This window comes from Xenorhabdus mauleonii, assembly GCF_900113945.1.
Taxonomy (GTDB): Bacteria; Pseudomonadota; Gammaproteobacteria; order Enterobacterales; family Enterobacteriaceae; genus Xenorhabdus; species Xenorhabdus mauleonii.
Genome location: NZ_FORG01000006.1, coordinates 173,393 through 199,213 on the forward strand (window position 1 = coordinate 173,393; position 25,821 = coordinate 199,213).

26 protein-coding genes and 1 pseudogene are annotated in these 25,821 nt (G+C 43.6%); 19 read left to right on the plus strand and 8 right to left on the minus strand.

Annotation, left to right across the window (positions count from 1 at the left end):
• The first annotated feature begins 15 nt into the window (after positions 1–15).
• Positions 16–948, plus strand: a complete 933-nt coding sequence (locus tag BM100_RS08300) for a LysR family transcriptional regulator (protein WP_092509823.1) — start codon at positions 16–18, stop codon at positions 946–948.
• Between the two features lie 232 nt (positions 949–1,180).
• Here the strand turns inward: BM100_RS08300 and BM100_RS08305 are convergent, their stop codons facing one another.
• The 5 genes from BM100_RS08305 to BM100_RS08325 all read right to left on the minus strand — a co-directional run bounded on the left by BM100_RS08305 (position 1,181) and on the right by BM100_RS08325 (position 6,834).
• Entirely contained in the window at positions 1,181–1,450 is a 270-nt protein-coding gene (locus BM100_RS08305) for a PAAR domain-containing protein (RefSeq protein ID WP_092509996.1), read from the minus strand.
• 69 nt (positions 1,451–1,519) lie between these two features.
• Complete coding sequence (locus BM100_RS08310; RefSeq protein ID WP_139216941.1) at positions 1,520–2,404, minus strand: hypothetical protein; 885 nt, start codon at positions 2,402–2,404, stop codon at positions 1,520–1,522.
• Positions 2,405–2,474: 70 nt separating this feature from the next.
• Entirely contained in the window at positions 2,475–4,004 is a 1,530-nt protein-coding gene (locus BM100_RS08315) for a hypothetical protein (RefSeq protein ID WP_092509827.1), read from the minus strand.
• Positions 4,005–4,009: 5 nt separating this feature from the next.
• Positions 4,010–4,825 carry a DUF4123 domain-containing protein gene (locus BM100_RS08320; protein WP_092509829.1) on the minus strand — a complete coding sequence of 272 codons (816 nt, stop codon included), beginning with the start codon at positions 4,823–4,825 and terminating at the stop codon, positions 4,010–4,012.
• The gene (locus BM100_RS08325; protein WP_092509831.1) at positions 4,822–6,834 is read right to left on the minus strand and encodes a type VI secretion system Vgr family protein; all 2,013 of its coding nucleotides are present in this window, start codon (positions 6,832–6,834) and stop codon (positions 4,822–4,824) included. Before BM100_RS08325 ends, BM100_RS08320 begins: the two co-directional genes overlap by 4 nt.
• A gap of 577 nt (positions 6,835–7,411) precedes the next feature.
• On the opposite strand from BM100_RS08325, the gene paaX reads away from it, so the two are divergent.
• Entirely contained in the window at positions 7,412–8,353 is a 942-nt protein-coding gene (gene paaX / locus BM100_RS08330) for a phenylacetic acid degradation operon negative regulatory protein PaaX (RefSeq protein ID WP_092509833.1), read from the plus strand.
• Positions 8,334–8,930: a phenylacetic acid degradation protein PaaY gene (gene paaY / locus BM100_RS08335; RefSeq protein WP_092509835.1), complete on the plus strand. Its 597-nt coding sequence runs from the start codon at positions 8,334–8,336 to the stop codon at positions 8,928–8,930. The genes paaX and paaY overlap by 20 nt, the downstream gene beginning before the upstream one ends.
• Positions 8,931–9,068: 138 nt before the next feature.
• On the opposite strand, the gene BM100_RS08340 is transcribed toward paaY, so the two are convergent.
• Positions 9,069–9,608 (minus strand): hypothetical protein, encoded by a 540-nt coding sequence (locus tag BM100_RS08340; protein WP_092509837.1) that lies wholly within the window; start codon positions 9,606–9,608, stop codon positions 9,069–9,071.
• Between the two features lie 512 nt (positions 9,609–10,120).
• Here BM100_RS08340 and BM100_RS08345 point away from each other — a divergent pair.
• The 9 genes and pseudogenes from BM100_RS08345 to BM100_RS08385 all read left to right on the plus strand — a co-directional run bounded on the left by BM100_RS08345 (position 10,121) and on the right by BM100_RS08385 (position 17,918).
• Positions 10,121–10,663: a dihydrofolate reductase family protein gene (locus BM100_RS08345; RefSeq protein ID WP_092509839.1), complete on the plus strand. Its 543-nt coding sequence runs from the start codon at positions 10,121–10,123 to the stop codon at positions 10,661–10,663.
• An 18-nt stretch (positions 10,664–10,681) separates the two neighbouring features.
• Entirely contained in the window at positions 10,682–12,625 is a 1,944-nt protein-coding gene (locus tag BM100_RS08350) for a BglG family transcription antiterminator (RefSeq protein ID WP_092509841.1), read from the plus strand.
• Between the two features lie 269 nt (positions 12,626–12,894).
• Positions 12,895–13,281: a PRD domain-containing protein gene (locus tag BM100_RS08355; RefSeq protein WP_244590597.1), complete on the plus strand. Its 387-nt coding sequence runs from the start codon at positions 12,895–12,897 to the stop codon at positions 13,279–13,281.
• A gap of 19 nt (positions 13,282–13,300) precedes the next feature.
• Positions 13,301–13,705, plus strand: coding sequence for a glycine-rich SFCGS family protein (locus BM100_RS08360; protein WP_092509843.1), 405 nt, complete (start codon positions 13,301–13,303; stop codon positions 13,703–13,705).
• Positions 13,702–13,992 (plus strand): annotated as a pseudogene (locus BM100_RS23580) (DUF4312 family protein); the annotation flags it as partial. The gene BM100_RS08360 and the pseudogene BM100_RS23580, both read left to right, overlap by 4 nt.
• Before the next feature lie 183 nt (positions 13,993–14,175).
• Positions 14,176–14,967: a DUF4311 domain-containing protein gene (locus tag BM100_RS08370; RefSeq protein WP_092509847.1), complete on the plus strand. Its 792-nt coding sequence runs from the start codon at positions 14,176–14,178 to the stop codon at positions 14,965–14,967.
• 2 nt (positions 14,968–14,969) lie between these two features.
• Positions 14,970–15,620 (plus strand): DUF4310 family protein, encoded by a 651-nt coding sequence (locus tag BM100_RS08375; RefSeq protein ID WP_092509849.1) that lies wholly within the window; start codon positions 14,970–14,972, stop codon positions 15,618–15,620.
• Between the two features lie 23 nt (positions 15,621–15,643).
• A complete protein-coding gene (locus tag BM100_RS08380) occupies positions 15,644–16,828 on the plus strand; it encodes an amidohydrolase/deacetylase family metallohydrolase (protein ID WP_092509851.1) in 1,185 nt (394 codons plus the stop codon).
• Positions 16,812–17,918, plus strand: a complete 1,107-nt coding sequence (locus BM100_RS08385) for a DgaE family pyridoxal phosphate-dependent ammonia lyase (protein WP_092509853.1) — start codon at positions 16,812–16,814, stop codon at positions 17,916–17,918. Before BM100_RS08380 ends, BM100_RS08385 begins: the two co-directional genes overlap by 17 nt.
• A 240-nt stretch (positions 17,919–18,158) precedes the next feature.
• Here BM100_RS08385 and BM100_RS08390 read toward each other — a convergent pair whose 3' ends face one another.
• Positions 18,159–18,512, minus strand: coding sequence for a winged helix-turn-helix transcriptional regulator (locus BM100_RS08390; protein WP_092509855.1), 354 nt, complete (start codon positions 18,510–18,512; stop codon positions 18,159–18,161).
• Positions 18,513–18,611: 99 nt separating this feature from the next.
• Between BM100_RS08390 and BM100_RS08395 the strand changes: the two genes are divergently transcribed.
• A complete protein-coding gene (locus BM100_RS08395) occupies positions 18,612–19,613 on the plus strand; it encodes a zinc-binding alcohol dehydrogenase family protein (protein WP_092509857.1) in 1,002 nt (333 codons plus the stop codon).
• 104 nt (positions 19,614–19,717) lie between these two features.
• On the opposite strand, the gene BM100_RS23000 is transcribed toward BM100_RS08395, so the two are convergent.
• A complete protein-coding gene (locus BM100_RS23000) occupies positions 19,718–19,888 on the minus strand; it encodes a hypothetical protein (RefSeq protein WP_169924677.1) in 171 nt (56 codons plus the stop codon).
• 361 nt (positions 19,889–20,249) lie between these two features.
• On the opposite strand from BM100_RS23000, the gene BM100_RS08400 reads away from it, so the two are divergent.
• The 6 genes from BM100_RS08400 (at position 20,250) to BM100_RS08430 (ending at position 25,696) form a co-directional block, all read left to right on the plus strand.
• The gene (locus BM100_RS08400; protein ID WP_092509859.1) at positions 20,250–21,191 is read left to right on the plus strand and encodes an alpha/beta hydrolase fold domain-containing protein; all 942 of its coding nucleotides are present in this window, start codon (positions 20,250–20,252) and stop codon (positions 21,189–21,191) included.
• A 6-nt stretch (positions 21,192–21,197) separates the two neighbouring features.
• On the plus strand, positions 21,198–22,436 hold the full coding sequence (locus BM100_RS08405; RefSeq protein ID WP_092509861.1) for an MFS transporter: 1,239 nt from the start codon (positions 21,198–21,200) through the stop codon (positions 22,434–22,436).
• 2 nt (positions 22,437–22,438) lie between these two features.
• Positions 22,439–23,200 (plus strand): 2OG-Fe(II) oxygenase, encoded by a 762-nt coding sequence (locus BM100_RS08410; protein ID WP_244590596.1) that lies wholly within the window; start codon positions 22,439–22,441, stop codon positions 23,198–23,200.
• A gap of 432 nt (positions 23,201–23,632) precedes the next feature.
• Entirely contained in the window at positions 23,633–24,718 is a 1,086-nt protein-coding gene (gene ada, locus BM100_RS08420; RefSeq protein WP_092509865.1) for a bifunctional DNA-binding transcriptional regulator/O6-methylguanine-DNA methyltransferase Ada, read from the plus strand.
• Complete coding sequence (locus tag BM100_RS08425) at positions 24,715–25,431, plus strand: 2OG-Fe(II) oxygenase (protein WP_092509867.1); 717 nt, start codon at positions 24,715–24,717, stop codon at positions 25,429–25,431. The genes ada and BM100_RS08425 overlap by 4 nt, the downstream gene beginning before the upstream one ends.
• Positions 25,421–25,696: an Ada metal-binding domain-containing protein gene (locus tag BM100_RS08430; protein WP_092509869.1), complete on the plus strand. Its 276-nt coding sequence runs from the start codon at positions 25,421–25,423 to the stop codon at positions 25,694–25,696. Before BM100_RS08425 ends, BM100_RS08430 begins: the two co-directional genes overlap by 11 nt.
• Positions 25,697–25,821: the final 125 nt, after the last annotated feature.

Consider the following 25,821-nt stretch of genomic DNA (forward strand, 5'->3'; position numbering starts at 1 on the left):
AATTAGGTGCTAAAAATGGCCTATTCTGATCCTTTTCGCTATACCGCTGTTTTCCTGCATGTCGTGGAAACGGGCAGCTTTACGCTGGCGGCAGAAAAACTCAGCATGTCAAAGTCAGGTGTCGCCAAGAGCATTTCTCGACTAGAAGCGCAATTAGGCGTGCGTTTATTTAATCGAACCACTCGACGATTAAGCCTGACAGACGAAGGTCATGCTTACAGTAAGAGATGTTCACGCGCTTTAGCCGAGCTTGAAAATGCTCAGTTAGAAATTTCAGCACGTAAAATCGCACCATCAGGAAAATTGCGTGTTGATATGCCTGTCGTCTTTGGGAAACGTTGGGTTCTGCCCATACTGATGGATATAGTGGACAAATATCCTGAGCTTGAGTTAGTCGTGAGCCTGACGGATCGCAGGATTAATTTAATTGATGATGGCGTAGATTTGGTCATAAGAATCGGTCAATTAAATGAAAGCGCAACGCTTGTCGCAAGACCTCTGGGAGTACAAAAATCCGTGGTATGTGCCAGCCCACAGTATTTGGCGAAATTTGGTTATCCCAGCGAAATAAATGAGCTAACGAAACATCAATGCATTACGTTTGGCAGTGACGGCCACACTCTTCCTTGGCATTTTCTTGATGAACAAGGCAACAGCCAACCGATACAAGTCCAAGGACGCATAACGTCCAACCACAGTGAAACCATATTGGATGCAGCACTGCATGGTCATGGTATCGCGCTATTATCGGATTGGTTGGTTTCTCATTACCTGCAAAACGGACAGCTCATCAGATTACTCCCCGAAATCCAGACTCAGGGATTCCCAATTCACGCCGTATGGCCTCAAAATAAACACCTGTCCCCGAAAGTACGCGTCGTCGTAGATGCCTTGGCTGATAGCTTTATTTCAAAAAAACCTTGGGACAAGCAAAATAGCGCTGAATAGATTATGGAGATGTTTTAGGAAATATTTTTACTCAACAAATCACGACTAACAGCAGGTCGTGGTTGAAATATCCATTCACGCTCTGTTCCTTATTTTTTCTATAGCTATCGTTGACTAAGCGCACTCATTTCACCCGCCTTTTCTTTTCTCAAATCCAAAACAGAACTTAAATCTATCAGTGCTTTAACTCCGTTTCTGTGCACACTTTTGTTGATGTAATTTTTTATCCTTTTCAGCCAATAGATACGCTACCGCCACCAATCACTACACCGCCACAATCCACACTATCGCCCGTTCTGGCGGCAGGTTTTCCCTCAATAAACACGGAGCCGGAACCTCCCGCTATTGCTCGTGGGTGTGAGCAATGAGAGGCTAGCGCATCACCTTGTCGTGCAAAATAAGATCCATCAACTTTCACTGTGTTGGCTCCGGCAATAACGGGAGTAGATGAACAATCACCATGCCCTGTACCGATATCGCCAATTTTGACTGCATTACCCATATTTTTACCCCAATTTTTCATGAAAAGAGGAGCGCCGCTTTTCAGATTGGCTTCCTCTTAATATTTTAGTTAACGAGTTACAATGAATTTATTACCATCAAAACGAAACTTTGGTGATATAAGTAAAATTGTATCTTCACCTATATCTAAATATCTAATAGGTGATGGGCTCATATATACAACTCTTCCATCTAAAGATATTTTCACTTTAGATTCACTAAAATCTGTAGGCTGTAGTTTTAACATATTATCGTTGAATATACTTTCGAATCCTAGAGAAGAAAAATATGACTGTATATCACCACCATTAGCTTTTACCGATTCATTTAACATTTCTTGATGAGCTTCCTTCAATCCTGATATATCTTTTGAAATTAGTAAGCTCCAGTATTCTTGATAAGCAGATTGAAGTAAATTTTGATACTGTTCCGGTAAAAAATTAACTACTTTTTTGTCTTTCGAGAATTGAGTAGAATTGACCCACATCCATGTAGAGTAATTTTCTTTTATATCAAATTGTTGCGTGTATTCATAAAGGTGTTTATCATTATGGTAAATTATCCCCTCACTGGGTAACAGCTTTCCCCATTCATTAGACCCGGAAATTATATTTAAAGATGAAAGTGATTTATTATACTGCATGTTATTTGTTGGGCTGTATTTTAAACTAAAAAAATCCGAAAGGTTAGTATCCAAATTTCTTTCTCTTGCTTTTAAAGTAAATTGGCAAAGTGCTCCCTTATCAAAATAACCTTCCTGATTATTTGATGATTTAACAACAAACCTGATTTTATTTTTTTCAGGCTTTAGATATTCACCTATTCCAATTAAGGTATTCATGGGGCCATTTCCGTAATATGAAGTCACTTTAAGATCATTGACAAAAACATCCATTGCACATTTTTTTAATTTAATTTCCAACCTATAATCTGTTGGTTCAATCTCTATATTCATAGCATAACCTTTAAATAAAAAACAAAAAAATAAAAAAATAAAAAAATAAAATTTATTAATCATAATCTTCTTAGTTCTTTTTGAAGTCAATAAAATAAATAGGTTCCATTTCACCTTTATCGGCAATAGGCACTTCAATACTTGCTATTTTCTTACTCCATAACTCCCCCTTTATATCATATTCTTCTAAGCTATCTTGAGTGACTTTATTATTTTTACTTTTTATTTTAAATCCTGCTTTCACCTCCACTTCAAAAATCAATTTTAATCCGTCATGAGAGAAATTAATACCTAGCCCTGATTTATCACATATTAGACCCGTTGAGATTTTTGTCTCCATCTTTCCATATGCAGTAAATAACCCTTCAATAAACAGAATTCTTGCTCCAGCTTCAACCCCAACACTCAATTCTAAGCCTAAACTACCACCAATCTCTCCTATTGGTTCTATTTCTTTGTTTTTCTTTGTTAATATAAAATCCGTATTTAATAACTCACCATCTATTGTAAGATCTATATAAAATATTGTTCCGCCAGCTAATTTATTTTTCGGATCATTTAAATTATCAAGCTGTTCTTCCATTAATTCCCGTAGTTCCCTCCATTCTCTTCCTGCTCTTGGTGTTCCTAATATTGCGATTATTACGTTAATTAAATCAATTTTTATTATCATTCCGAATAATGGAAAAAAAGAACATTTCCACTCATACTGAAAATCAGGAAGTGAATTAATAATTACTAATTCTTTTTTTCCTTCTATTGATATGTTGGGCCCATTTAATGATACATCTTTTATACCAAAATTCCCTCCTGCTTTCTTGAAAAGATTACTCCCCATATTTTCTACAGATTTTCTTAATCTTTCAACTATTGAATTTTTATGTGTCCATATTTTTTTCTTTTTTTCATACGGAGTTAATTCAAAGCTATTTTCCTCATCAAATAATGTATCTGAACAACTGAAATCTATTGTATACTCTCTTTCATGAATATATTTACCAATTTGGCTCCATCTTTCAACCTTTAACTCTTTTTTTAATCTCTCGAATTCTTCTTTAGAATAATTGGATCGTTTAGCTTCAATATGGTCCTTGGCATTAGTTGTTACCCCAATTCCGAGAGATGCTGAAATTAAATATTTCGGATATACATTAATTTGCGTGCTTTGCACCAACCCTGAACAATCCGAGGTTTGTGAATAATATGTTTTTCCTTCTATACTATTATCCCATGATGTAAATAAACTTTTAATTTTATCCCAAATGTCCATTTCAGGTAATTTTACATCGCTTTTAATAGTATACGTCGAACTTTTATTATTAGGGTTTAGCTCGAATTGTTCTTGGCTGTCTTGTGAGTATATATGAGTAATCGGACAATTTAATTTACCACTTATACACTTAACAGGTGTTAGATTTGAAGTGATTTCGTATTCTCTTTTCTCTGAAATGATATTAACTACTTCAAAAATTTTATGTTTTTCAGGAAAGCTGAGATGAGTTTCTGATTCACCTTTTATTTCATATTTATGAGTGCAAGATGGTGGTGTATCACATGTTGCACAAGCTTTTCCTGCATTAGTCCCAACTACGGTATCCACGACTATTATTCCTCAATATTATAAATAAATTGATTTGCTCTATACCAGCCAGGAGTTCCATTATCAGCAAGACTGATTAAAATGGATTGTTCAAAATCATCAATATCAAAATCGTCTTCTCGGATCATTTTTTTAAGAATTCCTTCCATAGAACGAGTGTCTGTAATTTTCTCAGAAAGCAAATAATCATAGAAAAAAGTTAAAAAGGGCATGGAATTGGCGATGCTTATGCTTTTCCTTAATTCAGCCAATTCAGATAGCAAAATTGAATTAAGTTTTTGTAAATACTTTTCTTTTTGCTTTATTTCTATCAATTCATACTGTTGTTCACTGATTTTGAAAATTTTATATTTTCCCTTGGCACTATCAGGAAAAGGTTCTCTCATCTTGGCAAAGTTATCCGTGCGCTCTTCTTCAAGATACAGCGTCGTGATACGTGAAATAGGCCCCAAAAAGCAGTGCACTTCCCAATCGCTCAATACGCCGAAAAAATCCCAGATATTGCGCGGATCATAAAAACGGAAAAATACCGGCTTTTCCTGCTGAGGAAGCAGCACTTGCAGGTATTTCCGTAAATGTTGACGCACGGTTTTCATGTCTGCGGCGCTGTGGACGAAAATTCCCCACGGGGTTTTGCGGCATTCCAGCCAGGTGTTGACTTTTTCATCCACCTCAACCAAATAAGGGGCAATTTCCACCAACTCAGGCTGGAGAGGTTCACCGTAAAGACAGGCAGAAGGTGGGTCATACCGTTCCAGCATCAAAAACAGATCGGCTTCTGCCGCACCATCAATAATGGCGTAGCATTTTTCCTGACTCATTCCTGCGCCTCCTGCTCTTTCATTGGACAGTGGGCGACAAACATGGAGCCTTCGCTTGCCGCCGCAAGCAGGATGGCGGGATTGGCGGGTGCCAGTAAGTCACCGGGGCTGCCACCGGAATTCAGGTTGATCGCCGCCCCTTTGATATCAACGCCGCCCGCATGAAGCACCACAAAGTTTCCGCCGACATTCAGGGTAATTTTGCTGCCACTTTGCAGGGTGATATCGCCCTGCGCATCCACGCTGACAACCCCTTGAATTTTTTCAGCCAGATCGCCTTTGAGCTGTAGCGAACGGTCACCATCAATCTGTTCAATATAGCTGCCAGTGGTTTTATGATCCTGCTGCCCCTCAACCGTGACTTTGCGATTATTGGCTATCACCAGTTCATCGTCATGACCAATGCTGGTTGTGCGGTCATAGTTAATGCGCTCTCCCCGTGAATTGCGAACCTGAATGGCGAGGTTTTTTTGCGCATGGATAAAGACTTCTTCACGATCTTTCTCATCTTCAAAGCGCAGTTCGTTAAATCCTTCGCCCTTATGGGTTTTCGAACGGATCGACATCTGGGTTTTTGCCATCGGCAGGCGGTTCGGTGGAATATTGTTGGCGTGATACGCCCGCCCGACAATAATCGGTTGGTCGGGGTCGCCGTGGACAAAGTCCACCAGAACTTCGTGACCAATGCGGGGAATGGCAATCATCCCCATTAATTGCCCGGCCCAGGCCTGACTGACCCGTACCCAACAAGAACTTTGATCATTGAATTCACCGTACCTGTCCCAGTCAAATTGGATACGAACCCGCCCATGTTCGTCACAGAAGATTTCTTCTCCTTCCGGCCCGACGACCGTGGCGATATGGGGGCCTTCCATTTTGGGCTTTGGATAGGGGGAAGGACGGTACGAATTTTTTCGGGTGGTAAACGTAAATTGGTTGGACAAACTTGTGCCGTCTTCACCGGACTGGGTTTCATCAGCCTGTGGTTGCCGCCCGGAATGCGTGATGTGAATAAGCTGCCATTGATCGTTGAAAGCCGCTCTGGGGTGATCGGTCAGATGAAACAATTGCCCCGGCCACATGGCAAAACAGTCTCCATGACCGTTGCCAAGTTGGGTATCCCGACGCAGGTATTCCAGCCGATACTGACTTGCCCGTTGCCCCAGCTCATCATCTTTATAGCGGCTGGGAAAGTCATAATAGTGATAGCTGCTCAATATCCGCTGGTTATCAAGATTGCGCCCTTCATACCAGAATTCCCGATTCCAGCGCGGGTTCTTAAAGGTTCTGTCTTTGGTGGTGATATTGGCAACCCCGACACGCTCTGACCAACTGAAGTGGCGGATACAGGTGGTTTCCCCCGTCACATCGGTTTCCGGGCGATACGGAACGCTAATAACGTGATTGAGGGACAAACAGGAATCGTGAAACACGATACGTTGTTCGTGCTGTTCCTGATCGAAAGTGAAGTAGTAAAAAATGCCCTCATCGGCCAACAAACGCTGAATAAAGGCCAAGTCGCTTTCATCGTACTGAACACAAAATTCCCGCGGCGGGTGTTTGTAACCCAGCGCAAAGAAAACGTTGCGCACCCCGTTTTCCCTAAGCAGATTTTCCACAATATCCACAACGGACTGATTTTGGAAAATCCTACTATTGACCCGCAATGATGCGCGCCACAAAGCAGGCTGGAGGGTGATATGGTAATGGCTGCGATGACGCCCGGTTGATTGCAGTGAAAAATGCGTCACCATGCCGGTAATTTGCCGTTCAGCCCGCCCATTGCGGTAAACGGTGAAGACGGCATCTCTGTCCAAAACATCACAAAAATTAATATCTGAAGTCTGACAGGTCAACGTCGCTTCCAACCGGAAAGGGGTTGATAGCGCTTCATTCAGAGAAAAATCGACAACCGCAAAAGCCTGTTCGGGTAAGTTTTCCGTAATCAGTGTGAATACCAAGCCGGAACGTTCAAGGAGCTGATGGATTTTGTCTATTGCCCTGTTCATTTGCACTCTCCATAATTTTTTGGCGTACCACTCCTTGGTTATCATCTGAATAGCTATCACCTGAATAGCAAAAATAATTCAGCAATAAAATCACCATCGGATACATTGTGCGAATTGAATAATTCTTAAACAGGATATAATAGAATTGTTTATGTATTCCAACATAAATGAAAATACATCAGCTAAATTGTGATTAACTTCTATTACTATATAAAATCAGATAATCACCTATTTTAATTCCATGTCAGGCAACAAATAAAAATCACATCAATCCACTCATACTGGCAATTGATACCAAAGTGCACGCCTTTAACAATGGGTAAATGCGGATTGTTTTAAACCTTGGGACAAACAAAGCAGCGCTTGGAAACGCCTTCCGACACCGTCGAAAAAATCGCTTAGTAAATGCAATTAATTGGCAGTTAGAAAATAAAGGTCAAGCCAATGAGAGCCGTTAATACCTGAAAAATGAATGGTCTTTTCGCACGAATAAGTTGAACAATATGCACTTCCCTTAAGCATATTTATACCGTTATGCTAATGTCATGACACACTTTTAAGCAGATTACAGAAAAATATGACACACAAACTCGATGACTTTATCCGGCATGCCCTTGATGCCCAGCCCGTCAGCGGGACATCGCTGATCATCTCCCTATATGGAGATGCACTCAGCCACCGCGGCGGTGAAGTCTGGCTTGGCAGCTTAAGTCTTTTGCTGGAACCGATGGGTTTCAGTGATCGTTTTGTGAGGACATCCGTATTCCGCTTGCAAAAAGAAGGTTGGCTCGAAGTCGAAAAGTTAGGCCGACGCAGTTATTACCGTATCACCGAACGAGGCATGAATCAGTTTCGTCATGCCGAGGGGAAAATCTACCTTAACGGGCAACCCGCCTGGGATGGGAAGTGGGATCTGCTGTTATTGGAAAATACCCCCAAAAACGAACGCGCCCGCCTGAAAAAAGAGCTGGGCTGGCTTGGATTTGGTCAACTCAACAGCACACTGATGGCCGCGCCAAGCAGTTCCCAAAGCGATATCCCGGCTTTATTGGGCGAACTCAACGCCAGCGATTCTGTCATCTACTTCCGTGCTGATTATCCTTACCCCCGTTCAGAGCAGACTCTGAAAGAGCGTGTGGCAACCAGTTGGGCGTTGGATCAAGTATCACAGCATTATCATGAATTTATCGTGATTTTCCGTCCCTTGATGACCCTGTTGCGGGATTGCCCTCAAGATGACCTGACACCAGAACGCTGTTTCCAACTACGCTTATTACTGATCCATTTTTACCGGCGCGTGGCACTGCGTGACCCTCTGCTGCCGGATGCCTTGCTACCCGCACAATGGGAAGGGCAAATCGCCCGCAACTTGTGTATAAATATTTATCAGCACATTGACCTTGGAGCAACGCGCTACGTCAGTGAACACTGTGAAACGACCATTGGCCAGTTGCCCCAACCCGCCGCGGTTTACTACCAACGTTTTGGAGGAATAAATCATGCCAATCTATCAGATTGACGGCCTGACCCCAGTTATCGATCCAAGCAGTTATGTTCATCCTACCGCCGTTTTGGTCGGTGATGTCATTATCGGCAAACAAGTCTATATTGGCCCCAATGCCAGCCTGCGCGGAGATTTCGGGCGTCTGGTGATAAAGGATGGTTCTAACATTCAGGATAACTGTGTTATCCACGGTTATCCCCAGCAAGATACGATCGTGGAAGAAAATGGGCACATTGGGCATGGCGCAATCCTGCATGCCTGCCAGATCCGCCGTAATGTGCTGATTGGCATGAATTCAGTGGTTATGGATGGTGCGGAAATTGGCGAGAATTGCATTGTCGGCGCCATGGCGTTTATCAAGGCAGAAGCGAGGTTTGATGCCAATAAATTGATAATCGGCTCCCCCGCCCGCGCCTTGCGTGATTTGACAGAGCAAGAGCTGGAATGGAAACGCGTCAGTACCCGTGAATACCATACGCTCGTCACACGCTGCAAAGAGACACTGCAAGAAGTCGAACCGTTGACAGAAGTTGAGCCTGACCGCAAGCGTATGGTCTTTAGCCAAGATTTTGTGCCGAAAAATAAACTTTAATTTTTCAAAGGATTATAAGCCCGTGTTTAAAAAATGAAGTCTTTCGAAAATGCCCGTAGTTCACGGGCAGGCTTTCTATTATTTAATCTTACGTTATTTAACCTTAAATTATTTTACTTTAATTTATTCAACTTCAAATTACTCAATATTCAGCACCTCAGAAGGCTTGATTGTGATTTTCTGCCCATACCGCCCACAATCCTCAATTACTTGCACTACCCCTTCTTTAGCCCATAAAATTTGCCCTCTCCCTATTTCCTTATAAGGAACAACAGATTCATTGATATCAATAAAGAGCTTACTAAATATTATGGCCTTGTAACGGTTTTCCATTTTCTCATCAGGTAAATCCCAATCAATCAAATAATTAGCATTCTCCCAAAAGACAATAATGCTTTTATGTTCCTTATTCTCTTTTGTTGCATTCCATTTATAGCCAATCAGACAGTATTTATTATTTACATTTTTAAATTCAAACAGGCCAATAATATAACTAAATGAAATTAAATAACCTTCTCTATATTTCTTAATATTCAATGGGTTAAAGTGACTATCAGGTTTTTTATTATATATGCCCCAGCCGCCTTTTTTCTCCCATGCATTGAAGTTAAGATCACTTTGCTGTGAAAAAGCAGTAGTAGTCAATGAAGTGAAAAAAATAAAAAATAAAAGTCTCATACATGATCTCTTATCTAATATAACTATCAGAAAAATTATAAGTTTTTTTGAGTTCGCAATAAAAACACACTCATGTAATAAATTTTCTTGAAGAGATAACGACTTTATAATAGAAAAATTCTATAAATAAATAAGATTATTGTCGAGTGAGTTACATCCTGTTTTTGAACATTAAATGAATGTTGTTTTATATTATGCTGGCAAATATAAATGTTAACCAAATTGCCAGACACCACAATATTTAAATTGTGTAAAAGTCACTTTGTGAAATAAATAATAATTAGTACACAATATAGTTTTGTTATTTTCACTCACCGAATAAATATAGAAGTTTTCTACTTTCTTTTTTCCTACTTTCTTTTTTGGAGAAAGATAACTTAAAAAAGCAGATCATTTTTTCTCTTCTTGGTATGGTAATAAATTAGCTTATGTGTATTACTTTTATCTAATCAAGTATCGTCATCATCTCCTGATTGGTTATCCCTACGTATAAAATAAAATAAGGAAAAAATATGTCAAAACTCATTTATTATGTCGCCGCTACAATGGATGGTTACATTGCTACAGAAAACCATGAGTTAGACTGGCTATACGCATCTCCGCTGGGTAATGATGCCACTCCTTATGATGAGTTCTATAAAAATATCGGTGCCGCAATTATGGGGGCAAACACCTATGAATGGATTATGAAAAATGCTGCGGGTGAATGGCCGTACCAAAACATCCCTTCTTTTATTCTTTCATCGAGAAGCTTAAGCATTCCAGCCAGTATTGATGCTACCGTCATGCAAGGCCACCCCAAGGATATTGCCGCTAAAGCAAGGGATGCCGCCAAGGGCAAAGATGTTTGGGTTATTGGTGGAGGGAAAACCGCTGCCAGTTTTGCCGACGCAGGGGAGTTACAGCAACTGTTTATCACCAGCGTTCCTATATTTTTGGGATCAGGCATCCCTCTCCTGCCTGTTAGTCAAGCTATCCATGCAGTCCCGACTCAACGACGTTTTTTACGCAGCGGCGCCATTGAGATGATCGTCGATATCAAAACAAAAGAATAACCGCGTCAGGGTATCCACATGGCTCTGTTTCCCTATCCGCGACTTGCCCAACTCTTTGAGGCGATTCAAGCCGAAAGTTTGCCACAGGAAGAACTGGCAAAGCGCTTTAGTGTTTCCAGCCGTACCATTCGCACGGATATCAGTACATTAAATGATATCCTGCATCTTTATGGGGCGAAGATCGCTTACAAGCGTGGGAAAGGTTACGCTCTTCACATTGAAGATCATTTGCTGTTTTCCTCCCTGCCAAAACAGCAACAAGTGATCCAGACGATCCCCCGCGCCGCACGGGATCGTGTTGATGCGTTGCTGCTGAAATTATTGCTGGCATCGCATCCGATCAAACTGGATGATATCGCCGAAGCATGGTGCATCAGCCGTGGCACGCTACAGCATGACATGAGCGCAATACGCGAAATATTCAGCAGGTATTCCCTGCGATTGGAAAGTATTCCCCACTTGGGTACTCGGTTGAAGGGTGACGAACGTTTGGTTCGGGCCTGCCTGACAGACACATTGTCGCATCAATTTTTGCATCACAGCGCACAAGGGATGGCGCTGTCACCGTTTCCATTCAATGGCGGTTTACTGGCACATATCGATCTGGCGGATATCGCAGAGATCCTGCAAAACAGCCTTAGTCGGTTTAATATCCAGCTCACCGATGAAGGGCGCCAATATCTGATATTCAATTGTGCGGCGTCTCTGCTCCGCCTTTGTCAGTCTCATTCAATGGCATATAGCCCGCCTGACCAGCCAGATAGCGCCATACAACAGGCGAGCGAGGAAATCTCAACCGCGCTGGCTGCGTTTTTAGATAATGAAATGCCGCTTGCAGAAATCCACTATCTCGGAACGCAAATCGCCGCACAGCGTATTCCCCAACATGACGACCCGGTTTGCAGAATGCATGAAAGCCTGAGTTGGGTTGATAAAATACTCAATGATATCAATACGTCATATAACTATGATTTACGCCATGACAGCAAGCTGAGAAATGATCTGGCCGCCCACTTAAGTTTGCTAACCAGCCGGTTGCAGCACCAAATCAGCTCAAAAAACCCGTTGTTGGCGGACATCAAGCAATATTATCCCTTCGCCTACGAAGTCACCGTCAGCGCGCTGGCACGCATTGAAGATAAGCTTCCCGGCGTCATTAATGAAAACGAACTGGGATATCTGGCCGTGCATATCGCCGTTGGGCTGGAGCGCCATTACGGCACAGGCAACAACCGCGCTATTCCTGTCTTGCTTGTGACCGATGCCGGCAACGCAATACGGAGGATGATTGAAGCGCAAATTGCCCGCAAATTCCCGCAACTCAAGATTCAACGTGCATTGCCATTCCATGAATATAATAAATTGGCTTATGTGGAGGAGGACTTTATTATTACAACCCTGCACCTGACCGATAAAAATAAGCCCATCACCAGAATCTCCCCGTTTCCTACCCCTTATCAGCTAGAGATGATTGGGAAACTGACAATAGCAGACCAGTCACGCGCTTATATTCTGGAGCGTTTCTTTGACCGCCATTATTTTATGGTGATCAAGGAAGACATAACGCAGTCAGCCCTGTTCAAAAAAGTCTGCCGTAAATTACAACTGGGTGGTTATATCCATGATGATTTCTACCCCTCATTAATTGAGCGGGAATCCATTGTTTCTACCTTGCTGGGAGAAAATATTGCCCTGCCACATACGTTGGGGTTACTGGCCCTCAAAACAGTTGTTGTGACTATCCTCGCCCCTAACGGTGTCGAGTGGAATAAAGAAACCAGGGAACGGGCCAATGTCATTTTTCTGCTCGCAATCAGCAAAGAAGATTATGAAGAAGCCATGTCGATTTACGACCTGTTTGTTACATTTATCAGGGAAAAAGCCACTAAAAGGTTGTTGCATAGCCGGAACTTCGATGATTTTCAGCTAATCGCCAAAGATAGCCTTGGCAGGGCCAGATAGCGGCCATCAAAAGAATCTACACAGGTTTAATGTGACCGCATTCAAAGGATAAGAAAATCATATTGTTCTATTTTTACTCATTTTTTCACTTAAAAACCCCACAATAATGCATGCCTTCCCCCCATTTTTAATTGATTTCCACTTTGAAACGGAAATTAGCTTGCTCCAAAACCAGAAATAAAATCGATAAGGTGATTTCAGCAAACAAAATTGCATTTGTTTGCGGCAATGCGTGATTCGTCGCGATCAATTTGACTGAGAGGTTTTTTATGAATAACTCCTCCATACGTTTCAATATGACGAAAGCCACTTTTGATCACACGCTTGATCAGCCTTCTGATCACACAACTGATCACCACATTGATCCCGAAACGGTGAGCCAAGAGTTGCTTACTCTTATCGAAAAATGGCTGACGGCAGAAGGCGCCTATACCACACCAACCCAGCAGCAGATGCTGGCATCCCATGTTAACGCAATGGTCTTGAGAGCCAAGACCGGTGAGTCCTTACCGGAAGTCGATCTTTCTCTGTTTGATGAGATTTCTCCGGAGTCCATAAAACTGGCTGCACAAATCGTCGAAATCCTGCCTGAGCTGGCTGTCGAAGAGGTTTATTTACTCTCGGTACATTTTGAAATTGCGCGTTCCAATCCTTGATTAAATGGAGGCAGAACCTATGGGCAACAAGCTATTTTCTAAAGAACAATCCATTAAAAAACAAGTGGTCGTCGTTATTGGCGATCGATTGGGCAAAGGGCAAAACGTTGCCGCTGGCATTGAGGCCGCTGGCGGCAAAGCGATTGTCATTCCGGGCATGGCTGCCGATATGAAACTGGGTGATGTCATGCACCAAGAACAAGCCGATATCGGCATCTCGTTTTGTGGCAGCGGTGGTGCCGGCGCCATCACCGCGCAGAATAAATATGGTTATTCCGCCCGCCACGGCATGCGTTCCATTGAGGAAGGAGAAACCGCAATCCGTGAAAACTGTATTGTGCTCGGATTTGGTTTTATGGACAAAGCCGAGCTGGGGGAACGTCTTGTTCATGCCTTTATAAAAAAACGGAGCGAAACATCATGAAAGAATCATTTGAAACCTCCGTCCGTGTCAGCGGCTCCGGTGATTCGCGCCAGAAAGCCATCGCTGATGCTTTAAACTCAGTGCAGCGTACCGTATTGCAAGGAACGTCCCACATTATCCTGCGCATTGAACCGAAAGATATTTCCATCGTCAGCGCTGTTTGCAAAGTGACAACCGAAAAATTCCTGTTCTTTTTTCTGCCCCGTCGGCGTGAAAACTATTCCATCGTCTTGGACGTTGCCGTCAGTGTCACTTCGTTGGATGTTCAGGCGATTCCTTTCGAGGAATCCGTTTTATCCGAACCTTCTGTTGTTCCCAAAGCGTCTGTTGTACCCAAAGCGTCTGTTGTACCCAAACCATTTGCTGCATCCAAATCATCAGTTTTATCCAAACAATCATCTGGTTTATCCGGACAGGGCCACGCCGAAAAAAAATACTATTCCGGCAAGCCATGATAGGGAGGAAAAATCATGAATACTGCTGCCTCTTTTATCGAAATACTGGGCATGTCTTTGATTATCGGCGGGCTGTGTGGCTTCGGCCTCGGAGCCGGAGCGGCACGAATGTTCCACGCTCCGACCGTTCAGGGCATGGGCGCATTTCGCACGCTGGGTGAGCTGAATGCCTGTGAAGGCGATCCCGCTTCCCATTTCTCTTTTGGTCTCGGTTTCTTTTTTAACGCTTGGGCGTCATCGGTCGCCGTAGGGGCATTCACGCAGGATGTGGATCACCGCATCATCCCCAACTGGGGCGCTGCCGTTTTGATGATCAAGAACCGCAACGTCGCGGAAACGCTGCACAATCCGAAAAAAATGGCGATAGCTTGCGGGGTGATTGGCGCACTGCTGGTGGCATTTTTAAATACAACCGCTTCCGCCGTGCCTGCTGCCTTACAAACCACTGCCGCCAATGTCCTTGTCCCCGCCGCCAATTTGCTGGTGAATACCGTAATGCCCGTACTGTTTTGGCTCGCCGCAATGGATGCCGGACGCCGCTCGGGTTTCTGGGCCACGCTGTTTGGTGGCTGTGCCCAGCTCATCATGGGCAATGCCATTCCCGGCTTGGTGCTGGGTATCCTGATAGGCAAAGGCGTTGATGACAGCGGCTGGAACAAAATCACCCTGACCATGCTGGTTGCCGTCGTTTTACTGTTTATTCTCAGCGGCTTCTTCCGTGAGTTCGATCTGAAACTCCTGCACTCCTTCATGCTGGATGCACCAAACTGGCTGCACCGTATCCATCAAATCCTGAGCGGGAAATAACCATGAATAATGAATTGAAAAAACACGATTTTTGGTACGCCGAGTGGACGTTTCCCCTATTTGTCGGCCTGCTGTCTGCGGGGATCTTTGCCGGTACACATATGTACGTGGTGTATGGGTTTGGGGCATTTAATGAAGTGGCGTTCGTCGCAATGCTGCGTTCCGGCCTTGATACTGGTGTTTATGGCGCAGTTGCCGCATTCGGTGCCAGTTTTCTGTTTGCCCGCGTCGTTGAAGGCTCGCTGGTTGGGATCCTCGATATCGGGGGAGCGCTGCAAACTGGCGTTGGTTTGGGCATTCCTGCGTTACTGCTGGCGGGAGGCTTTGATTTTCTGGTTACGAATTTCTGGGCGTCGCTGCTCACGGGCATGCTGCTGGGGGTTGCCATTGGCCTGATTATTATTTTCGCCCGTAAATTCACGGTAGCACAGGGCAACTCCACTTTCGGTGCCGATGTCATGATGGGAGCAGGAAACGCATCCGGCCGCTTCCTCGGCCCCCTCATCATTCTGGCCGCAATGACCGCATCCATCCCGATTGGCCTGGGTTCTCTGGCTGGCGCCCTGCTGTTTTATCTGTGGAAAAAGCCCGTAGCAGGCGGCGCAATTTTGGGAGCGATGGTACTCGGCTACTTTTTCCCTGTCGCAGCATAACTCATATTAAGGGCAGGTATCTCATGAATGACTTAATCATCAAGCAAGGCAAACTCATCAATGGGACTATCATCGATCTTGTCATCAATGATGGAAAAATCACCGCCATTGGCCCTTTCGCAGCAACGGGCCTGAACGCTATCAAGGAAATTGACTTGCATGGGCATTATCATATCAGTGCCGGGTGGATTGATGCCCACACCCATTGCTACCCACAATCCCCCCTCTATTTTGACGAACCAGATTTGATTGGTATAGCCAGTGGCGTTACCACGGTAGTAGATGCCGGCAGTGCCGGTGCTGACGATATCGACCATTTTTATGCGGTGTCACGTAAGGCCAAGACCCATGTTTATGCCTTTTTGAATATCGCCCGCACGGGTATCCGCAGCCAAAATGAACTGGCTGACATGAACAGCATTGACAATGAACAATTTCAGGATGCGGCCAGGCGGCACAAAGGCTTTGTCATCGGACTAAAAGCACGCATGAGTAAAAGCGTCATTGGTGAAAATGGGCTTTTGCCCCTGCTCAAAGCCAAAATCATGCAGAAAACGAACGGATTGCCATTGATGGTGCATATTGGCAATCCTCCCCCCAATCTGGAAGCCATGGTCGATCTGCTGACCAAGGGCGATATCATTACCCACTGTTTTAACGGCAAGCCCAACCGCATTCTTGACGGTACCGGCAAGCTGAAACACGCAGTCCAAAAAGCGCTGGCGCGAGGCGTTATTCTGGATGTAGGTCATGGAACAGAGAGCCTCAGTTTTTCTGTTGCCGAGCAAGCCATCAAGTTCGGCGCCCATCCCCATATGATCAGCTCCGATATTTATCAAAGAAACCGGGTTGGCGGGCCAGTCTACAGCCTTGCCAGTGTGATGACGAAATTCCTCAACATGGGGCTGCCTGCTGAATACATTCTAAACTGTGTAACAATCAACGCGGCGAATTTGCTTCATCTGCCGCAGAAAGGACGATTGGAGCGGGGCTGCGACGCTGATATCACCATATTTGAACTAAAAGACCAACGTATCGAGCTTGTCGATGCTGAAGGGCAAGTCAGAATCGGCTCGCAACAATTTATCCCCATTGCGGCCATTGTCTCCGGAACGCATATCGCCGTGACCGAAAATACCGCAACAGTTGACCTGACCGTCAAAAATACAACTGCTGACAGGAGTGCAATCAATGACCTCTCTCAATGAAAAATACCAATTGCGCCAAGTGATCAATGCAGCCGGACGCCTGACCATATTGGGTGTTTCAACGCCTTCCGAGCCGGTTATCAATCAAATCACGGAAGGGCTGAAACACTATTTTGAAATGGACGATTTGATAGAAAAAACCGGTGATCACATCGCCGGATTACTTGATACAGAAAGTGCCGTTGTTGTGTCTTGCGCCTCAGCAGGCATTGCCCAATCCGTTGCGGCAGTGATTTGCCAAGATAATGGCGAACGCCTGCTTAATCCCTATTCAGAAGCGTCAATTCCCCGTGAAATCATTCTGCCCAAGGGACATAACGTCAATTTTGGCGCACCTGTTGAAACCATGATTACATTGGGAGGCGGTAAAGTCGTTGAAGCGGGTTTTGCCAATGAATGCAGCGCCACACAAATTGCCAATAAAATCTCACAACAAACCGCAGCGATCCTCTATATCAAATCACACCATACCGTACAAAAAAGCATGCTGACGGTGGCGGAGGCGGCACACGTCGCACATGCACATAACTTACCCTTGATTGTGGATGCCGCTGCCGAAGAAGATTTAACCTTCTATTATCAGCAAGGGGCTGACTTGGTCATCTACAGCGGGGCAAAGGCCATCGAAGGCCCTACCAGCGGGCTGGTGATTGGCAAACAACCTTATGTTGATTGGGTTAAGCGGCAGCGCTATGGGATCGGGCGTGCCATGAAGATCGGCAAAGAAGGCATTCTCGGCCTGACACTGGCTATCGAAAACTATCTTCAAAAAACGAAAGAAACAGGCGCTGAGATGGTTGCAAAAATGACGCCGTTCATTGAGAAATTGAACGGTATTGCGGGGGTTTCCGCCAAAGTCGTTTGGGACAGTGCAAACCGTGATATCGCCCGAACAGAAATTACTTTTGATGAACGGTTAATTGGCAAAAACACGTTCGATATTCTGGCACAACTCCGGCAAGGGACGATTGCCATCTACTTCCGGGAATATAAAGCGGATGAAGGCAAAATCGAAGTTGATATTCGCAGTGTGACATCTGCTCAACTTGATACCATTATTGTGGAAATTAAGCGCGTACTCAGTGTTTAGCCTCAGCACTTGAAGCAACGAGTTACGGCCCAGCAATCTTATACAGACCGTTTGAAACAAGCCATATTATTGATCGAATCCAAGCGACCAACCATAACCGAGCCACAACTGGCATCGGTGGCTAAAAAACCATGGAAATTTTGGAAAAATAGCCTGTTGGTGGCATTTTGACGGCTTACATGGTTTTTTCAGTTATAACCTAAGCGCTGGGCCGCTTAAGATGCATGAACCTGAATATCGCTAGAGTGATTTTCCATACAGATTTATATTCTTGTCCCCCCATTCCTTCAAAGCAGTAAGGATAGGAGTTAATGAAACCCCTAAATCTGAGAGCCGATATTCAACTTTCGGAGGAACCTGTGCATAGACTTTTCTTATAATAATTTTATCTTCTTCAAGCTCACGCAACTGACGTGTCAGCACTTTTTGGGTCACTGCAGGAATCTTCTTTCTTAGTTCGCTAAATCTCAATACATCATCACAAAGTAGGTGCCAAAGGATAATACTTTTCCACTTGCCTTCAATTATCCCAATAGCAGCCTCCACAGAACATCCGGGAGTGCAATCAAAACGAGAATGCTTAAGTTTACCCATTGCAATAGTATCCTTTTGGTCACTATATGACTAATTTATCTGTATAACTTATTTTTGGATATTAGTTAAACTAAAAAAACATAACAAGAGGATAATCCGATGAAAGCAATATCATTTATAGCTAATATTGATAACACGTTTAAAAACCCACTCATTGAAATTGAAAAAGCGCAGCCTAATTTGAAAGAACGTGATGTCCTTGTCAAAGTCCAGGCGATATCTGTCAATCCGGTAGACACTAAAGTGAGAAGAGGCGACATTCCATCCGATAAATTACGGATTTTGGGATGGGATGCGGTAGGTGAAATTGTTGAAGTCGGCGTTAACGTAGAACATTTTAAAGTCGGTGATCAGGTTTGGTACGCTGGAGATTTAACTCGAGATGGGAGCAATGCAGAATTTCAAGCTGTAGATGAAAGAATTATTAGCCTTAAACCTAAGACAATATCTAATGCGGAAGCGGCTGCATTACCTTTAACAGCGATAACAGCATGGGAAGTATTATTTGACCGTTTCAATATTTCCGCAGAGCAATCAGGTAATATTCTCATTATTGGCGGGGCTGGTGGTGTAGGCTCTATTGCCATTCAGCTACTAAAAGCAAAAACAAACCTTACTGTTATTGCAACTACGTCTAGAGAAGAAACGAAATCTTGGGTTGAATCACTGGGAGCGGATTACGTCATTGATCATACCAAAGATCTCAATGCGCAGATTCAATCATTACATCTGGAACAACCGAAATATGTATTTTCAACCAATCATACCGAAACCTACGTTAAGCAAATTGTCGAACTGATTGCTCCTCAAGGAAAATTAAGTCTCATCGACGACCCAGCATTATTTGATATTATGCCATTTAAGAGAAAATCTATCTCTGTGCATTGGGAATCCATGTTCACGCGTTCCATGTTTGAAACTGATGATATTGAAGCACAGAAAAATCTCCTGCAAGAAGTCGCACAACTTGTAGATGATAAAAAAATTAGAAGCACGTTGAATCAGAACCTAGGTAAAATCAATATTGAAAACTTACAGCATGCACATGAGCTGATTGAGTCTGGCAGATCAAAAGGGAAAATTGTTTTAGAAAATTTCTGAGTAAGTATTAAAAATAGGGAAGCCATGTATGGGCATTTCAATAGTTACAATACTCGTATCCAAAATTGATATGGAACTTGTAAATAACTCTGTGTATTTGCCCGTTAATCATAAAACGACTCATCACCTGTTTCCAATTTTAGATTCGCATACTCCATTTCCTTGATGGCTGACCAGCTCCAACCATTAATTTGCCCACCAGCCAACGCCCTAATGGCCGACCTTTCGCGGTAACCATCAACGTAATAGTTCGGGGTTTGGCAATTTCCTCGCATTTGCTAGGCCTGATAAATGCGGCGCCGTACTCCAAAGAGTTAGCAAAGCAGAACGACGGGGTAATGCACGCTGAATCTTTCGATTAACGCAAATTGTTCAGAGAGTCGCTACATCCGAGCGTCAACACAGTCTGTATTAATGTGACGCTAACGAAAGGTCGGAGGTGGATTGCGTATAGATGACAAGCCACCATAAGGAGGGTGGGCTGTAACACTTCGAATTCGGGTACAAGAATCGGATAGATCGGAATGCCTATCAGAATTTAGCATACAAGTAGCAGCTAGCGGCAACGGTTGTAATATCTGGGAAACCAGTCGTCGTGTAGTACAAACTATTGGTTCGCTAAGAGGCAATCTCAACATGACTCAATATACTGATTCTATTCTCGACTATAATTATGCTTGTTCTGTAGCCCAAGATCCCTACTTCTACGATATTGGAGTTGAGTATTTTCGTGAGACTTTCAAAGCTAAGTTCGCACGGTTTCCAGTTCCCCCTAATCCGCATCTGAAAACAACGCTAGAATCCTTTGAGCGGGACGGGTGTGATATCCAAATAAAAATATACAAAAATGATACACGTCAGAAAAATTTAAATGGCGATACGTGCATTATATATGCTCATGGGGGAGGGTTTATCGGTGGTGGATTCGAACTTGTCGATGGCCTCTGCCAGGATTTCGTTTTTGATTTAGGGGTGACAGTCATCGCTGTAGACTACCGCGGGGCACCTGAATTCAGACACCCTACTGGCCCATTAGATTTTATGGCCGGGGTTCAGCATGTCAGAATGCATGCTGAAAAATATGGAATAAATCCAAATAAGATTTTCCTTAGTGGTGAAAGTAGCGGCGGATGTATTGCTGTTGCCGTGCCCCTAATGCTTAGAGATAAAGGCCTCCTGCAAGTAGCAGGTGTTATTTCAATTAACCCTGTATTAAATACCCATCGCTGGGCGAACCGGCAAGTTCATGATTGCTCAAAAGAATATCAGGATGAAATGTATTTTTTTACAAGTCATTATTTAGGTGAGAACCAAGATGTATTTCCAGAGTATGCGTCACCACTTCTGATTGAGAATGTGGAAGGTATGCCACCAACTATCTTTTTTGCTGCAAAATCTGATCCACTTTCTGTTGAAGCAGACCAAATGCATAAACGCTTAAAGGAAGTCGGTGCCGTTACCTATATTCATATTGATGAAATTGCCATTCACGGTTCAATCCGTGCTCGTTATTATTACCGTTTTGCACGTAGCGCCTATGATTCTTTGCTTGAAAATATTAAAAAGATCATAGGCTAATGAACTATGCACAGTGAAAACACAAACGTCATTATTCGGCGCCTCTCAAGCTCCAATTTGGCTGCTCAATTTAGCGAGCAAATGGCCATTTCAGCGATTCCAATACTTGCTGTCGTCGCTTTAGGTGTTTCAGCAGAACAATCGGCCTCATTGCAGGCCGTCAATACACTCCCTTTTCTGCTGCTGTCGATCCCTGCGGGTCTTCTTGCTGATAAATATCGACGAAAACATCTGATGATTGGTACTGAGATAATTCGGGCTTTAGCTCTGTTTTTACTGTTTTTTTTGTTCTATACCAAATCCCTCGGACTATATGAGTTGGCGGCTCTGAGCTTCGCGATTACTACCGGAACAGTTGTTTATAGTGTAGCAACACCGGCATTAGTCGCTGCAGTGGTTGATAAAGATCATTTACTGACTGCGAATCGGAAACTTGAAATCGCCAGAAGTATTGCATTTACTGCCGGCCCATCAGTTGGTGGTGTTTTAGCTGGCTGGTCATCTGGAATATTTGCTTTTCTCGCTGCATTTATATTGTCTATGGTAAGTGTCTGGTATTTGTCCCGCTTGCCAAATGAAAAACGTCAGCCCCCTTCAGGTAGGCATGTAATGCAGGAATTATCCGAAGGCGTACGTTTCATTGCCCATAATAGTTTCCTGCGTCCTATTGTGGCGACTGCCTTTATATTCAACACATCATGGTATCTGCTACTGGCTATTTTCGCATATTACGCAATTAATAATCTGCACTTCAGTGCATCAGCGGTAGGCGGAACTCTTGGATTTTTTGGCGCAGGGATGGTTGTTGGCGCTTTTCTGTATCCATTCATTTCCCGATACATAAGTTTCGGCCGGCAAATTATGCTGGGGCCAATTTGTGCATTTTCGGCAGCGCTTTTAATGGTTGGAACGATGTTAGTACCGATTCATTTTATTGTATTCATTGCCTTTTTTCTTTTTGGTTTTGGCCCTATTGTTTGGACCATTTCGACAACATCGTTAAGACAGATTGTAACGCCCAGTGGACTGATTGCCCGGGTTTCATCTGTCATCATGACTGCAACATTTGGTGCACGTCCGCTAGGGGCAGCCTTAGGCGCTTGGATTAGTGCCACTTTTAGCGTCACAAGCTGCTTGATCGCAGTGGCCATTGGTTTTTCTATTCAATTGGGAATAATTGCCTTGTCAGCCCCATCCCGCCTTTCATCCATCGACGGCCTCGGACATAAAGAAATAGGTACCTAAATATGAAGTTAACTCAGACACAACATTCGGCAAAAATCGCGTCTGAAACATCTGAAGAGAGGAATGCGATGTCAGAACGGTATGACTGGTTAGCAATTGAAAACACGATTCAGCAATCTGGGTATGCCGTATTGGATTTACTTCTTGATAAAATTGATTGTGAACAGTTTGCAACATTGTTCAATAAAGATGAACTTTACCGAACTCGCATTCAAATGAACCGTCATGGATTTGGGCGTGGTGAGTATAAATACTTTACTTATCCCCTGCCTGAGAAGATACAGGCGCTGCGTCAGGAATTGTACGGTCCTTTGGCTGAGATAGCTAATCGATGGAATTTACAGTTAGGAAAGCCTGCTGTATATCCAGATAACTTATCGCTTTTTCTTTCTCATTGTCATTCGGCAGGGCAAGTGAGACCAACCCCGCTAATTTTCAAGTACATGGAGGGGGATTATAATAACCTTCATCAAGATCTTTATGGAGAATTTGTATTTCCTCTTCAGATTGCGATTCTGCTATCCGTTCCTGGGGAAGATTTTACTGGTGGGGAGTTCATTGTGACTCAAAGTATTGGGGCAGATTCACGGTCGGTTGATGTGGTCCCGCTAAAGCAGGGGGATGGTGTGATTTTTCCAGTCCATTCACGGCCAGTCCCTGGGAAACGTGGGCGCATGCGTCGTGCAGTCATGCGACATGGTGTTAGCAGGATTCGTTATGGGCAGCGACATACGCTGGGCCTCATTTTCCATGATTCACGATGAGGAACTTATATGATGAATCAGAATGATTTGTTTTCCGAGGATGCGACTGACAATGATGAGTTTATCAGTTCGCATGTCTAGGCAATGCAGCTTACAGACGATGGTTCAATTAAATATTCAACTTCACTCCATGACATTAGCCGTTGGACTGTCGAGATGCTCTTAATCTATATGTTGAAACGAACCGATATTTTTTCTGCTGATGACTTTGGCATTCATGAAAGTTATCGGCGGCTTAAAGATATGGATAAATCCCCCACAGTAATCCAGATGCGTATCTTGGGACACATATAGAGCCCATAACGGACAACTGCTTCCTGGTATTTGCGGCGAGTACCGGAGCGGAGAAGAAGCTAACTGATAAAATCGTATTTTCAGTGAACAGATTTCTTTCTATATTGAACTTAAGCTCACGATAATTTGGAGGTTTATATGAGTGCCTCTCCATCGGACTATTCTACATTCGAAACAGATGATCAGCGCTGGCAAGCGGTGCGAACTCGGAATCGTATCGCAGATGACCATTTCGTGTATGCAGTCAAAACAACGGGGGTCTATGCCCGACCAAGTTCTGCGGCAAGACTTCCTAAACGAGAAAATGTGATGTTTTTCGATTCTCCACAGGAAGCTGAAGCAGCAGGTTATCGCCCAAGCCGCCATAATTCCGGAGATCGCAGCAGCGCGACGTCTCGTTGGACAGACGTTGTCACTGCAGCATGTAGATTCATTGAAACATCGGATCCTCCACCAAACCTGGAAACGTTATCTAAGCATGCGGGTATGAGCCTGGCATATTTTCATAGGATCTTCAAATCGATTACGGGACTGACACCGAAAGCATATATTGCTGCATTACGAGTGCGCCGCCTACGAGAACAATTGGAAAATGAAAAGCAAACTGTAACAAATGCAATTTATGAAGCAGGTTTCAATTCCAATAGCCGTTTTTATGAAATATCACATGCTCGACTTGGAATGAGGGCTAAAGATTACCGACGTGGAGGGCAAGGAACACGGATTCGTTTCGCAGTAGGTCAATGTTCCATGGGGGCTATACTGGTGGCTCAGAGCCAAAAAGGCATCTGTGCCATTCTCATGGGAGACGATCCGGAAGAGATTGTACGCGATCTGCAGGATCAATTCCCCTTGGCTAATTTGATAGGTGCAGATAGTGAGTTTGAGCAACTTATTGCCCAAGTTATCGGGTTTGTAGAGCAACCGACTATAGGATTAGATTTACCATTAGATGTTCAGGGTACAGCATTTCAAGAACGCGTCTGGCAGGCACTACGGGAAATTCCGCCTGGTACAACAGCCAGCTATAGTGACATTGCTGAACGTATTGGGTCCCCGAAAGCTGTTCGTGCAGTTGCACGGGCATGTGCTGCCAACCATATTGCGGTAGCGATTCCTTGCCATCGGGTTATACGTCATAACGGTGATATTTCTGGATATCGTTGGGGCGTAGAGCGTAAACAACAGCTCTTAAGTTGCGAACAGAATGGGAAGAAATCATGAGCCAGTTAAATACTTTGTATAGTTATATAGAAAAACTGGATTGTGAATATATTGCAGAGCAGTTACAAAATGAGGGGTATATTATATTTTCTAATATGCTATCCCACCCATATTTTGAAGCTCTTCATGATAGTTTATATTCATCAATGGATTTAGCGTTATCTCCAAATAGTGAACTGGTTGATGTGCAAGGTGAACAGTCTTTTTTTAAAATACCTACAAGCGAAATTCTTACAGTCTGTCGAGATATGTTTTACCGCAAAATTATGCCAATTGCTAACCAATGGAACGAGATTCTCGGTAAGGAGTTTCGTTTTCCAGATACTCCCCACGATTTTCAGAAACTAAACTATGAAATAGGCCAAAGGAAAGAATTATCTTGTTTAAATATCCTGCGCAGAAAAAATTTAATTCCGCTAAAAAATAATGAAAGTACTACAATAACTTTTCCATTTAAATTGATTGGCCTTTTTTCCTCACCTGAAACGGATTTTTCAGGAGGTGAGTTTGTTATGGTCGAACAACGTCCTCGCATGCAATCACGTCCAATTGTTGTCCCCTTAGAAAAGGGGGATGTTGCCCTTATTGCATTATCAGATCGACCAGTAAAAGGAGCGCGAGGCTACTATCGCGCGAACCTGAAGCATGCCATTAGTCGGGTTCGTCGTGGGCAACGCATTGGATTAGAGGTATTTTTTCATCATGGAAAATAAATCAAATTCAAAATTAATATGGAAGCTAGTTGGGCTGAACGGTAAGATTTATCTAAGCGAAATCCCAGGAACTATTGGGGGAAACAAGCTAACACGTATTTATGGGATGCTTGATTGTCAGGTAGCAGTCCGGGCAATTGAACGAGGTGGATATGTGAATAATCGGATTTTTTTTCTAGATGAGAAAACTGCAATTGCAGCGGGTTACCGACCCTGTGCTGCCTGTATGCCAGAACAATATGCAATATGGAAACAAAAGAGTTAACTATGTGAAAAATAGGGGGTGTTACTCTATCAAAATCTATTGCGGGACACAGCCTAGTGATGAGAGGGAAGCTTATGGGGAGAGTGCTAACTGCCCCGATGTTCCGGGGCAGTACGATAATTATA

Coding starts and splice junctions, on each gene's coding strand:
- paaX (WP_092509833.1), top strand. CDS start 7,412: ATGACACACAAACTCGATGACTTTATCCGGCATGCCCTTGATGCCCAG.
- BM100_RS08370 (WP_092509847.1), top strand. CDS start 14,176: ATGAATACTGCTGCCTCTTTTATCGAAATACTGGGCATGTCTTTGATT.
- BM100_RS08385 (WP_092509853.1), top strand. CDS start 16,812: ATGACCTCTCTCAATGAAAAATACCAATTGCGCCAAGTGATCAATGCA.
- BM100_RS08405 (WP_092509861.1), top strand. CDS start 21,198: ATGCACAGTGAAAACACAAACGTCATTATTCGGCGCCTCTCAAGCTCC.
- BM100_RS08395 (WP_092509857.1), top strand. CDS start 18,612: ATGAAAGCAATATCATTTATAGCTAATATTGATAACACGTTTAAAAAC.
- BM100_RS08345 (WP_092509839.1), top strand. CDS start 10,121: ATGTCAAAACTCATTTATTATGTCGCCGCTACAATGGATGGTTACATT.
- BM100_RS08300 (WP_092509823.1), top strand. CDS start 16: ATGGCCTATTCTGATCCTTTTCGCTATACCGCTGTTTTCCTGCATGTC.
- BM100_RS08360 (WP_092509843.1), top strand. CDS start 13,301: ATGGGCAACAAGCTATTTTCTAAAGAACAATCCATTAAAAAACAAGTG.
- BM100_RS08350 (WP_092509841.1), top strand. CDS start 10,682: ATGGCTCTGTTTCCCTATCCGCGACTTGCCCAACTCTTTGAGGCGATT.
- BM100_RS08390 (WP_092509855.1), bottom strand. CDS start 18,512: ATGGGTAAACTTAAGCATTCTCGTTTTGATTGCACTCCCGGATGTTCT.
- BM100_RS08410 (WP_244590596.1), top strand. CDS start 22,439: ATGAAGTTAACTCAGACACAACATTCGGCAAAAATCGCGTCTGAAACA.
- BM100_RS23000 (WP_169924677.1), bottom strand. CDS start 19,888: ATGCGAGGAAATTGCCAAACCCCGAACTATTACGTTGATGGTTACCGC.
- ada (WP_092509865.1), top strand. CDS start 23,633: ATGAGTGCCTCTCCATCGGACTATTCTACATTCGAAACAGATGATCAG.
- BM100_RS08340 (WP_092509837.1), bottom strand. CDS start 9,608: ATGAGACTTTTATTTTTTATTTTTTTCACTTCATTGACTACTACTGCT.
- BM100_RS08400 (WP_092509859.1), top strand. CDS start 20,250: ATGACTCAATATACTGATTCTATTCTCGACTATAATTATGCTTGTTCT.
- BM100_RS08355 (WP_244590597.1), top strand. CDS start 12,895: ATGAATAACTCCTCCATACGTTTCAATATGACGAAAGCCACTTTTGAT.
- BM100_RS08305 (WP_092509996.1), bottom strand. CDS start 1,450: ATGGGTAATGCAGTCAAAATTGGCGATATCGGTACAGGGCATGGTGAT.
- BM100_RS08430 (WP_092509869.1), top strand. CDS start 25,421: ATGGAAAATAAATCAAATTCAAAATTAATATGGAAGCTAGTTGGGCTG.
- BM100_RS08380 (WP_092509851.1), top strand. CDS start 15,644: ATGAATGACTTAATCATCAAGCAAGGCAAACTCATCAATGGGACTATC.
- BM100_RS08320 (WP_092509829.1), bottom strand. CDS start 4,825: ATGAGTCAGGAAAAATGCTACGCCATTATTGATGGTGCGGCAGAAGCC.
- BM100_RS08325 (WP_092509831.1), bottom strand. CDS start 6,834: ATGAACAGGGCAATAGACAAAATCCATCAGCTCCTTGAACGTTCCGGC.
- paaY (WP_092509835.1), top strand. CDS start 8,334: ATGCCAATCTATCAGATTGACGGCCTGACCCCAGTTATCGATCCAAGC.
- BM100_RS08375 (WP_092509849.1), top strand. CDS start 14,970: ATGAATAATGAATTGAAAAAACACGATTTTTGGTACGCCGAGTGGACG.
- BM100_RS08425 (WP_092509867.1), top strand. CDS start 24,715: ATGAGCCAGTTAAATACTTTGTATAGTTATATAGAAAAACTGGATTGT.
- BM100_RS08310 (WP_139216941.1), bottom strand. CDS start 2,404: ATGAATATAGAGATTGAACCAACAGATTATAGGTTGGAAATTAAATTA.